The following is an 11,826-nucleotide window of genomic DNA, read 5'->3' on the forward strand; positions in this document are numbered from 1 at the left end:
AATCTACTCATTTTTAAGCACATAATACCTTAAGATTTGTTTAAGGTTTTACGCGTTCCATAGTACTTGTTTTTAGATTTATTTTAAAATGATTTGAAGGCTGGCTGTTCATCGTTTTCAGAAAAATTTTGCCCCATAAGACCCATTTTTCATCACTCGATTTTTGAAGTTCTTGGCAAACCAGTTGATACTGTTTTAGTCTGCTAAAACCAATTTCGGGAATGGCTAATTCATCAGCATTTTTTAATCTGTAAAAATCAAAAATCATATCATATCCTTTCCACAATTCAAAATCTTTTTCGGTCAAATTATATTCTTTTAATTGTTCTTGAATTACAGCATTGTTTTTATTTATCGTCAACAATTCTTTGCCGGATAGATTTGTAATTGATGATAAAAATGTCGCTGGAAAATCTTCTGGCAAAAATCGCAAACGGACTAATTCTTTTAAATGCCATCGCGTAAAATCCTCATAATCTTGGGATTTCAAAATAGCTCTATTCCAAATATTTTGACTTTTACTATTTTGCAAATGCGCGTATTCTTCTTCATAAAATGGAAACAAACTATTGAATTTTGGAACATTTCCAACTACAATAGTCTCAACTTCAAGGTCAGAATTTGAATGAATGGTCAGAATTTTATAAGCGGGTTTATATGCCGCTAAAGAAGGAGTTTGAATATTAAACAACGTATTGCCCTTTGCTGATGTGCGTACTCCTGTATCATTAATATGCATGTGTCCGCCAAAATGTATCTGAATTCCAGCATCAGCAAATAATTGTGCTACTTCTTCATTTGGAACTCGAGACAATTGCATTTTATCTGAACCAAAAAGGCTTTTCATTTCTGTTGATGCATTGTCATTAAAATCAACCATCGGATAATGACTAAAAGCAATCAATACTTTGCCTCTTTGTTTGGCTTCCGCCGAAACTTTTTTAACCCATTCAATCAGATGTTTTTTATAAATGAGAACATTATTATAACCAATACTTGCTCCTGAAAAATCATTTGGATTGTTTGGCAAACCTGATAATTTTTCATTCGGAACATACGCATTTGCATCGATTGCCAAAAGCCAAATTCCTTTAACGGGTTCAACTAAATAACTGGCATCGGGAAGAAATAAATTGGTATTTTTTATCGGATAAATTCTTTTCTCTAATACCGATTCTTTTGAAGCGTTGTCATAATTATAATTCGCATAGGAATAAGTCGAAAAAGGCGTTTCCCAATACAAATATTCTTTTTTGGGATAAAATCCAAAATCAGCCATTTCAGTCAAAGTCTCTTTATATCCGCCATTTTTTATATCGGCGGTAATGATTGGTTCTAACTGATTTTCTTTTGTTTTTACAATACTTTTAGAACTGCTGATAATCTGCTCTTTACCATCTTTTCCTAAAAAATCAATTTTAGAAGCTTCCTGAGCAAAAGGTTTTGGCGCATCATGATTTCCAGTGGTTACAAAAAATGACATTCCGTATTTTGTCTCATATTCTTTGAGTATTTTTTTTAAGCCACGGATATGAACCGGCTGACCGTCATCGCTAAAATCACCAGGAAGCGCAATTTGTTTGATTCCTCTTTTTGCGATATCGTCTAGAGCTTCGATAAAAGCAAAATAATTTTCATTGAAAATTCGGGTAGAATGCAACTGTGAACTCATCGTTCTGATATTAGCATATTCGTCAGTTGCAGGATTTTTGATGCCTTTGTAGTTATTGTCTTCAAATTTCCCAAAAATGTCACCTAAATGCACATCAGCAATAAAGGCGATTTGTTGTGTTTTTGGTTTTTCTGTTTGTTTTACTTTGCATCCATTTAGAAAAAACAACAGCAATAATAAACTCAATATTCTAAACATATAACTTTTTTTATACCCATGGGGTGCATTTTTTTAAGATAATTAAAACAGCTGCACCCAATGGGTGAAAAGCTATAGTATATTTTTTATGTAAGCTTCCAATTTGTCCAAAGTGTTTAATTCTTGTTCTCTGGCGCTTGATGAAATAATTTTTGTCTCTAAATTTTTAGTTGGTTTCGAGATCAACAAATACTGATTTCCGTCATCAGTTGTTTTTTCATAATCTTTTGGATTGTACATAATTCCAGCCCCAATTCCAACAACTTCAGCAGCTACATCTTCTGGATGTTTTCCCCAAACTGCAATATAATTTGTTCCTTTTTTTGTTTCAAAATCTTTGAAATAATTTACTCCGGTAGCAAATTGCACTTTTTCTCCTGTCAAACTTACAGCTTCAACTTTGGCTTCTCTTTTTCCAGAAAATACAGTAACTCGAACCAAAATATCAACTTTTTTTCCTTTGTAAGGAACTCCTCTTGAAATCATTTCCATATAAGAAGTTGTCTCGGTTTTACCAACGTGAGCCAAGCGATTTGACACTGGATTCAATGGAATCAACTTTTCTCCATCCCAAAGCTTCACTCCTCCTAATCCAACTGTATTGGCAACTTTGTAATAGTCTGCTCCCCATCCTTCTTTTTGTTGCTCCGGAGTTGGATACCAATGCGCTGCTTTTAATTCTAAACCTGGTTTTGCTTTTGAATAAACATCAATCGCAACTTTATCACTAAAATAGATCCTTAAAGCCATCCACTCATTTTCGACTGCAGGTCCGTGATGTCCAATTGTGCTATACAAATCTCCTGATTCCGATCCAATATCAGTCAAATACGATATTTTCTCTGCTTTCATATACAAACTTGCATCTGTTTTATTTTGTGCGAAACCAGTAAAGCAAAAGGACAACACTGCTAAAAATGATAATTTCATAATGTTAATTTATTAGATATTTAATTTCCATAAATTTAAAATAACTGTTGAAATTACACGAATAATTCTATAATATTATTTAAAAATTATGTGAAATTTATTTTTAGATACATAAAATCCATATTTATACTGCTTCAAATAGCTAGAATTCAACGAGATTCTAAAAATATGTTTAAGAAATTGTCAAAGTGTGTTTAAATGGCGTAAATCCCGTGATGTAAACATGTTCACCAGCCGTTCGCAAAGTGCCTTGATGATACGTGTATTCTTCACTATCTAAATTGTCGACGTTAAGATGTTCGCATTTTCCTTCGCCTATTTTTATGGTATCATTTCCTGTAGAAATCATGGCGAATCCAGACTTAAGAAAATAATTTTTCTTTTCATCCTTATCAGCTCCTGAAACGATGCTTCCTTCATTAAAACACATTTCGATTGTTACTTCGACATTTGGAGGCCCGTCAACTTTAAAATCTAAGTTCAAGCTTCCATTGTTTTCTGTAATTTCAATACTGGTTGTTTGTGTTTTTACGTTGCTTTTTATTCTAGATTCAAAATCCATTTTGTTCCAAAAACGACCATCAGGAGAAGGCGATAATTTGTAATCTCCATCAGGTTTGAGATATTGTGATTCTAGTGGTTGGTAATAATCGCCCTCTTTGGTTTCTTTGAGAATGTATTTGTTTCCTTCTTTTACAATTCCGTCACTGCTAAAATATCCCAATCTAAAAAAAGAAGTAGAAAGTCGCATGTACTTTAAAATAGCATCTCCCTTTCTAAACAATAAAAAGTTAGGATTTGAAGATCTGCCTGAAACGATCTGCAAAGGTTTATCGTTGCCACCAAATAATGTTACTGATGTTTCGCCTCGTCTGATTCGTGCTAAATTTGAAACTGTAAAAAACTTTACAAAATCATTTGCTATTTTGGCATCGGTCGGAATTTCTTTTTGAAGTTCAGGAGTTTCCATAAAAAACGCCAAAGATTCAGCTAAAATTTCAGTATTAAATTCCGGAAGATTCTCAATAACCTTTACCATGTGCGAAAACATTGGACTTTTGGTATGAATAGCCATGTATCGGTAAGACAAATAAAATTTATTTACTTTGATACTCATAAACTGATCTTGTCGTTTAGAATCGACTGTAACTAAATCTCCATTCGGCTCCGTGTAATAAAAATAAGTAGCCAAATTTTTATTTACTATATCTAGCAACTCTGGCTTATTAAGCAATCTTGCCATGGTAATCAATGCTTTATTGATAACAGCTGAATATATACCGCTTCGCTCGGAATATTGTCCGTCTGCATTCATATAAATGCCTTCTGCCAGCCATTGATCAATTCTTTTAATGTATCTTGGATCAGGATAAAGAGCATTAATACTTGCCAAAGCGCCACAAATAACCCAGCGGTGATTTGGGGTATGAATGCCACCAGTAATCATTGCTTCGCCGGCGTTTAAAACAAACTTTTTCAATTTCTCTCGTAAATCTGCAAAGTCTTTTTGTTTGTCTTTATTGAGCAAAGTGGCGGCAGGACAAATATATTCCAGAATAAAAGCAGTATCTGGAGGCGACTGCCTATTTCCACCGGCATCTAATGTGCCATCACTATATTGCTCTTTTAGCAAAACATCTGCAGCTTCATTAATTTTTTCTGCTACAGCTTTTGATTTATAGTACTCTGATTTTGAATTTAATAAAGATGCAGTAAGTATGGTTATAGAACTTGCAATTGGTCTAAAATTGCTAATTCTTATTCCAGGTTCGTTCAGCTTTTTATTCAATATGCTTTTGACTCTGGCATCATTGCCTGAAATGAGTTTTTTCATTAATTGAACATCTTCTTTTCCTGAATTATTATTCGAAAAAAAATCATTTGCAAAGACGAGGTCACTTGCTAAAATTCCTGCTAATGACAGTCCTCCAAGTCGAAGAAATTCGCCACGGTTCATTTGATTCTTCATAAACTTGTTTATTGGTTAAGATAATAGTTGGATTGTTTTTTTTTATAAAAAACCAGTGGTCAATTGGTTCTTAGTAATGCTAAAAAATTATTTGTCTGTCACTTTTACTAGTGTAAAATTTATTCCTAATGGGTTTTCAGTCATTTTACAGATTAAAGGAAAATCAGGATTTTTTATGATCCAGATTTCGGTTTTATCAACTTGTCCAATTACATGAAAAACATCAATTGATTTTCCATCTATAACGACACTGTTTTTATCTGGTTTTTCATCCAAAATATAGGTTGTATTGTTATAGACAAACTTTTTATTTTTGACTAAATCCTGATAGGCTGATTGGGAAATCATGAAGAAAGTTTCGTTTGGTTTTAAAACTAAAACATTCGAATATTCGCCTTGATTAAAACTTAATGCATCACCTTTTTTTAATGCTTTTTGATTCGTTACAATATTGCTTTTTACGCCTTTTGTTTCCAGACCAAAAACAAGTGTGTCTTTAGTCATTTTTGTCAAAAGCGTCAGGGTTCTGGTTTGTCCATGCAACTTACAGACATAGCTTAGCTCTGTGTTGTTTTTAATTGATGGAACATAATTTTGCGAAAAACCAAACTGATAGGTTATGCAAAAAAGAATTGCTAAAATTATATTTTTCATCTACTGGATATTTTTATTTTTTTGGTGGTAAAATAGTCGTTCCCCAAGCCGAAGGTTTTGAATCCATTTCGTAAATCAATTCTCCACCTTTCATAATATCGTCGTGCGTAATCCAAGCCTGATTATAAGCTTTTCCGTTTAAGAATGCTGTTTTGATGTATTTGTTTTTACTGCTCATATTTTTAGCCGTAATCTTAAATTGATTGCCGTTTTCTAATTGTATCGCAGTCTCCTTAATAAACGGTGCATTCAACAAATAGTAAGGCTGACCAGCGTTTGGATATAATCCCATCATGTGAAAAGCCAACCAAGAAGACATCGCGCCAGAATCATCGTTTCCAGGCAAACCTTCGTGAGAAGTATTGAAATTGTTTGTGATAATTTCGTGAATTCTGTCACTGCTCAAATAAGGCTTTCCAATCCAATGATACAAGCAAGGCGTCAAAAACGAAGGTTCATTGGCAACATTATATAATTTCGCATCAAAAAAAGTATCCAATCTTTTTTGGAAAGCAATATTTCCTCCTGATTTGCGAACAAGTTCCGGAACATCATGCGGAATGCTAAACGAATATTCCCAAGAAGTTGCTTCATAGAAAAATACACACCAATGGCAAACATACCAAGGCGATTCAATAATTACGGGCGTATATTTGAATGTCGGTTTCTGAATTTTGGATTCTCCAAAAACAATATCGTCCAACCAATTTCCATTGGCATCTTTTGGCATAATAAATCCTTTAGAACCGTTATTCTCATAATCGGGACGCCACAAATTCTGCCAGCTATCAGCTTGTTTAATATATTGATTGTATAAATCTGCGTAGCCTAATCCTTTTGCCACGGTTGCAATATTATAATCGTTATATGAAAAATCGATTGTCATATTTCCTGCACGCGGTACATTATAAGGCACATAACCCAAACGCAGATATTCCATCAAACCGCCTCTTCCCTCTTTTTCTTCATTTCCACCTGGAGGAACTGTAGCATCTTTCAGCATCGCTTTTAATGCCAATTCATAATCAATTCCTTTTAGTTTTTTAACAAAAGCATCGGCTACTACAACTTCTGCGTTTGATCCGCCTTGTGTACGGCCGTTATCATTTCCGCTTCTGCCTTCTGGCATATAGCCATCTCTTTTATAAATATTCAACATGGCATTTACGATTTCAACTTGACGTTTGGAATCAATCAAAGTGATCAAAGGGCTCGAGCTTCTGAAAGTATCCCAAATACAATAAAAATCATCATAATAAGGTTCGTCATTTGTCCATAACGGATTTTCGCCTGTTCTGTTTACAGGAGCCAACATCGTGTGGTATAAACCTGTATAAAACATCTTTTTATAGTCTTCAGATGTATCTGGCGAAAGTTTAATTCGGCTTAACAAAACCTCCCATTTATTTTCTAAACTTGATAATACCGAATTAAAATCCCAATGTGGAATTTCGACTTCTATGTTATTTTTAGCTTTTAATTCACTTAAAAAAGAGATTCCAATTTTTACATTTAATTCTTGTTTTCCATCTTCTCCAAAAGAAAGCAATGCTGCAGTTTTCTTTCCTGAATCAAATTGAGACGATTGATCAGCATAAAATTTCCCATCTTTCCAAGTCACATATTTTGCAATTGGCTGATCGAAAGTCGCCCAAAAATAAACAGTATAAGCACGACCATTATTCCAGCCACCACGGATTCTGCTATATCCTCTCACTTCATGATCTGAAACAATTTCAATTTGAGAACCTACAAATTGTTGTGCTTCACGCCCATCTGGCTCAGGAGATTCTCCTAAGAAAAAACCTGGGTCAATTTTTAAATCTTTAGTTCCATTTTTAGGATATGTAATCTTGTAAAACGCCGCTTTTTCAGCAGTTGTTATTTCAGTTTTGATATTATTTCCTTTAAAGACAGTTTCATAATATCCTAGTTTTACATTTTCCTCTGCTCGATATGAAGTTTGATCCAGCTTATTTAATTCACCCGAAAAAGGCATTATTTGGATGTTTCCATATTTTGGTCCACCGCCAGTTCCGCTCACATGTACTTGGCTAAATCCTGTAACTTCTTTTGGCAAAGGAAGCCATCCGCTGTTGGGACTTACAGTACAATCCGGACTTGGCTTGACCATTCCGTAGGGACATGAAGGTCCAATGAAAACACGTCCAACACCTTCAGATCCAATCATCGGATCTACGTTGCTGTATACCTTATTTTGTGCGTTAATGGTAAAAAATGATGATATTCCTAAAAAAAGAATGGCTTTAGTATATACTTTCATTTGCTGATTTTATTTCTTGTTATGAGTCTATTCTTTTAAATCGCTGCTGTTTTATTGTTTTGGTTTATCAGACATCTCTAAAATTAATGTTCCGCCATTTGTAATATCGTTATGCGAAATCGCATAATCATCAATAACTTTATTATTAAATTTAACCGTATTAATATAGATGTTCTTCGAACTGTTATTATTTGCTTCAATAACAAACGTTTTTCCCTTGTAATACTGAGGATTCAACTGAATTGAGATTTTATTAAAAACAGGACTTCCAATTTGATATTCAGGGTTTTCTTCTGTTCCTCCATTCAATTGAAATAAACCAATTTTCAACAATACGTTCAAACTTCCCATCAAACCTTGATCTTCATCGCCATTGTAGCCTGTTTCAGGACTTAAGCCGCTAAAGGTTTCCTTTACAACATCACGAGTCCACGATTGAGTCAAATCTGGCCTTCCTAATTTATTAAAAATAAACGAAGTTTGAATGGATGGCTGATTTCCAAAATTTATCGGAATTCGACTGTATTCTGGATGCAATTCAGCTTCATGAGAGGTTCCCGATGTAAACTTTAGCTTCTTAGCAGTTTCAAACTGCGAGTTTAATTTTTCGACCGCTTTTTCATTTCCTCCCATTAACTTTGCTAAATCGCTAATATTATGTGGTACAAACCAAGTTGCCTGGGCTCCGTTTGCTTCTATAAAACCATTTTCATACTTATAAATATCGTAATTCGCCAGCCATTTTCCGTCCACATTTTTAGGGCGCATCCATCCTATCGTTTTGTCAAAAACATTTTGGTAATTTTTTGAGCGCTTCAAGAAATAATTATAATCCTCTTGATGGTTCAGTTTTTTCGCCAATTGCGCTAGAGTCCAATCTTCATAAGCATATTCTAAAGTTAAGCTTGCACCATCCTGATGACTTCCAAAATTCCCTTCCGGTAAAGGATAAGGCACAAAACCTTTTTCTAAATAATATTTTAATCCGCCACCAATATTGGTTTTATGCTCATAACCTGCTTTTCCCATGATACCGTTTAGCATATGGTTTTTCTTAAGCGCAACATAAATGGATTCTAAATCATCTTTTACAATACCTTTTTGAATAGCAGTAACCATAAAAGGTGTTGTCGATGCTCCAGTCATCACATAAGTATCATTACCGCCGGAAGGACCACGCGGAATCATTCCTCCATCTTTATAATACTGCATCAAGGAATGCACAAAATCCTCCATAATTTCAGGATAGGCAAGCCCCCAAAGTGAATTTATTGTCCATTGCGCCCCCCAAAACGAATCGGAATTAAATTGATTGTATTTTGGTTTCCCGTTTTGATCCAACGGTAATTGTCCAACTCTAAATTTTTCTCCTGTATTATCAGGATAAGCGCCATTTGCATCATTAATCATTTTTCTGCCTTGCAGTGCATGCCAAAGATCAGTGTAAAATCGTCTTTGATCTGTTTCTGAACCACCTTCGATTTTAATTCTACCCAATAAATTATTCCATTCTTCCCTTGATGATTCAACTACTTTGTCAAAATCCCAATGAGGCAATTCTTCATCAATATTAATTGAAGCATTTTGGACTGAAGTATAGGAAACTCCGACTTTCATCAATACATTTTTATCAAAATCGCCTAAGTTAATGAGGTAATTTCCTGTAGTAGCATCTTTAACAACAGAAGCAATTGGTGCATTAATTTTGACTTTAAAGAATACTTTTAATGGTTTTGGTCGTCTGAAATTAGTACTCAAAATCAATGATCCTGAAAGTTCATTATCATTATTCTTTTCTAATATTCCATCTGTATTTTCACAAGGGCCTAAGACCGTATTCAGATTAAAAAGAATTGCTTTTTGCGCTTTAACCGGAAAAGTATATCGATGAAAACCTACCCTTTTTGTGCTTGTTAATTCAGCAGTTATTTGGTAACGGTCTAAAACTAGCGAATGATATCCTGGCGTAATTTTTTCGGTTTCATGACTAAATTTTGAATAGAAATCTTTAAAAATCCTTTTCGAATTTTCTTTATTAACTACAACGGGCATTAGTGAAATTCCTGATAGTTGCCATTCGTGAACATGGCTAAAACCTTTTATAGTATCTGTACTAAATTTATAACCGCATCCCCAATCTCCCTTAATTTCTGTATCAGGACTTAAATTCACCATACCGAAAGGACGGCTTGCAGATGAAAAGTAAAACCATCTTGAATTTTCGGTATCAAGCAAAGGATACACTTTATCTACCAATTGATTTTTTTGGAGATAAACTGTTTTCTCACTTTGGCATGACGCTAAAAACATAAGACAAAAACTTACTCCTATACGTCCAATTTTATATATTTTATTTAATTCCATTATTCTATTCTAAAAGGTTTTTCAACTCTTGAATTTTGGTTTTTAATAAAAAAGGAGAAGAAATATTACTCTTCCTCTCCTTTTTATAAAATCCATATTAAATTGCGATTTGCGTTCTAATTAAATTTTAATCCTAGTACCCTGTATTCTGAGTTAGAGCAGGATTTAAAACCAAAGCATTGGTTGGAATTGGGAAAATTCTGCGATATGTATCCGCGTTTGTTTTGAAGCCCCATTGACCTTCATATTTTCCAAAACGAATCATATCATTTCTATGCCAAGCTTCATGTGCAAATTCTCGGCTTCTTTCTTTATAAAGATCATCTAATGTTACAGATGTCCAAGCAGCAGATGTTGTACGGTTAGAACGAACCATATTTACCAATGAAGTTGCAGTTTGACCTAAAGTTGCAGTACCTCCACGAAGAATCGCTTCAGCTTTCATTAAAAGCACATCTGAATAACGCAAGTAAGGCACGTCATTGTTTTGATTACGGCTTGTTGACGTATTATCTGGATAAAACTTGATGTTTCTGTACCCCATGTTCCAAGCAATTTCATCATTTCCACAGTCAAACAATGCAGCATTTTGACGAAGAACAATATCTGGAGTCAAGTTTACTTGATATGTATAAGTTGCGCCACCATCTGAACCCGTGTAGAATTGATCGTACCCTTTTTTAGTTGTAGTAACCATTACAGGAGTCACACCATCATTCATGTATTGCAAACCAGTCAACCATTGTTTGTTTCGAATATCATTTGGATCATCAAAATAAGCATAGAAGGATGCTAGAGTACTTCTAGGCGCACTTGGCGTAAATGGAAGTCCAAATTTTGCTCTTTCAGAACGTGGCACATCGTAACGTGAATGATACATTTGACCATTAAAACCAACAGTTACTGCAGCTGGATCATAAGGCACTGCAAAAATGAACTCTTTCATTTGCGGACCGTTAGCTGGATAAAACATCTGAAGATAACTAGCTCTTGGTTCAATAGAATACAATCCAGAATTAATTACGGCATCGGCTGCTGCAATACAATCATTATAACGTTGCGTTCCTGTATAAACTTCAGCATTCAAATACAATTTCGCAAGCAAAGCATTTGCAGTTTGCTTATTTGGTCTTCCATAAGTTGTTATTCCAGATGCCGGATTTAGATTCGGAATTGCTTTTTTCAATTCTTTTTCAATAAATTCAAAAACTACTTTACGATCTGATTTTGCGTGTGCTGAGAAATCTCCGTAAACAGTATCTAAAGGCACATTTCCATAATTATCCATCATAATGTAATATGAAATTGCGCGCATTGTTTTTAATTCTGCAATCGTAGTTGATTTTTCTGCACCGGCAGGCATTGCTTTATCTAAAATTGAAATTGCCTGATTGCTTGTACCAATAACTTTTGATGACCAATCCCAAAGACTCGAAACCCAGCCATTGTCTGGTGTCCAGTCATGATAATGCAACATTCTGTAATTCTGATTATCAAACCAGTTTCCTCCTCTTGCCGGCATAATAGATTCATCTGTACTTAGTGATTGTGTAAACCAATAGGCAAATGAAAATTCACCACGGAATGCCGCATAAACCGGTCCCGCTGTCTGAATATATTGTGTCGAATTCTGTGGAAAAACATCCGGTGTCAACTGTGTCGTAATTGGCACCTCAAGATCATCGCAAGAACCAAATAAACCACCAACCATAAGAAGTGGAAGTCCTAAATATTTAAATATATTTTTCATCGTGT

Annotated in this window: 7 protein-coding genes; all 7 read right to left on the minus strand. The window is 34.5% G+C overall.

What is annotated here, in order from left to right; translation table 11 throughout:
* Positions 1–40 precede the first annotated feature (40 nt).
* The 7 genes from AAYQ19_RS00490 to AAYQ19_RS00520 all read right to left on the minus strand — a co-directional run bounded on the left by AAYQ19_RS00490 (position 41) and on the right by AAYQ19_RS00520 (position 11,821).
* Positions 41–1,870 (minus strand): metallophosphoesterase family protein, encoded by a 1,830-nt coding sequence (locus tag AAYQ19_RS00490; RefSeq protein WP_343532714.1) that lies wholly within the window; start codon positions 1,868–1,870, stop codon positions 41–43.
* 72 nt (positions 1,871–1,942) lie between these two features.
* Positions 1,943–2,800, minus strand: coding sequence for a DUF4861 family protein (locus AAYQ19_RS00495; protein ID WP_343532717.1), 858 nt, complete (start codon positions 2,798–2,800; stop codon positions 1,943–1,945).
* Between the two features lie 172 nt (positions 2,801–2,972).
* A complete protein-coding gene (locus AAYQ19_RS00500) occupies positions 2,973–4,769 on the minus strand; it encodes a hypothetical protein (RefSeq protein ID WP_343532719.1) in 1,797 nt (598 codons plus the stop codon).
* An 87-nt stretch (positions 4,770–4,856) separates the two neighbouring features.
* Positions 4,857–5,423 (minus strand): hypothetical protein, encoded by a 567-nt coding sequence (locus tag AAYQ19_RS00505; RefSeq protein WP_343532721.1) that lies wholly within the window; start codon positions 5,421–5,423, stop codon positions 4,857–4,859.
* A 13-nt stretch (positions 5,424–5,436) separates the two neighbouring features.
* Positions 5,437–7,707 carry a GH92 family glycosyl hydrolase gene (locus tag AAYQ19_RS00510; protein ID WP_343532723.1) on the minus strand — a complete coding sequence of 757 codons (2,271 nt, stop codon included), beginning with the start codon at positions 7,705–7,707 and terminating at the stop codon, positions 5,437–5,439.
* A gap of 51 nt (positions 7,708–7,758) precedes the next feature.
* Positions 7,759–10,071, minus strand: a complete 2,313-nt coding sequence (locus tag AAYQ19_RS00515) for a GH92 family glycosyl hydrolase (protein ID WP_343532726.1) — start codon at positions 10,069–10,071, stop codon at positions 7,759–7,761.
* A 133-nt stretch (positions 10,072–10,204) separates the two neighbouring features.
* On the minus strand, positions 10,205–11,821 hold the full coding sequence (locus AAYQ19_RS00520) for a RagB/SusD family nutrient uptake outer membrane protein (protein WP_343532728.1): 1,617 nt from the start codon (positions 11,819–11,821) through the stop codon (positions 10,205–10,207).
* Positions 11,822–11,826: the final 5 nt, after the last annotated feature.

It is taken from the genome of Flavobacterium mesophilum (genome assembly GCF_039581405.1).
Taxonomy (GTDB): Bacteria; Bacteroidota; Bacteroidia; order Flavobacteriales; family Flavobacteriaceae; genus Flavobacterium.

What these genes read in the sequence shown, in the direction of transcription:
- AAYQ19_RS00495 (WP_343532717.1), bottom strand. Translation starts at nt 2,800, where the DNA reads ATGAAATTATCATTTTTAGCAGTGTTGTCCTTTTGCTTTACTGGTTTC.
- AAYQ19_RS00505 (WP_343532721.1), bottom strand. Translation starts at nt 5,423, where the DNA reads ATGAAAAATATAATTTTAGCAATTCTTTTTTGCATAACCTATCAGTTT.
- AAYQ19_RS00515 (WP_343532726.1), bottom strand. Translation starts at nt 10,071, where the DNA reads ATGGAATTAAATAAAATATATAAAATTGGACGTATAGGAGTAAGTTTT.
- AAYQ19_RS00510 (WP_343532723.1), bottom strand. Translation starts at nt 7,707, where the DNA reads ATGAAAGTATATACTAAAGCCATTCTTTTTTTAGGAATATCATCATTT.
- AAYQ19_RS00490 (WP_343532714.1), bottom strand. Translation starts at nt 1,870, where the DNA reads ATGTTTAGAATATTGAGTTTATTATTGCTGTTGTTTTTTCTAAATGGA.
- AAYQ19_RS00500 (WP_343532719.1), bottom strand. Translation starts at nt 4,769, where the DNA reads ATGAAGAATCAAATGAACCGTGGCGAATTTCTTCGACTTGGAGGACTG.
- AAYQ19_RS00520 (WP_343532728.1), bottom strand. Translation starts at nt 11,821, where the DNA reads ATGAAAAATATATTTAAATATTTAGGACTTCCACTTCTTATGGTTGGT.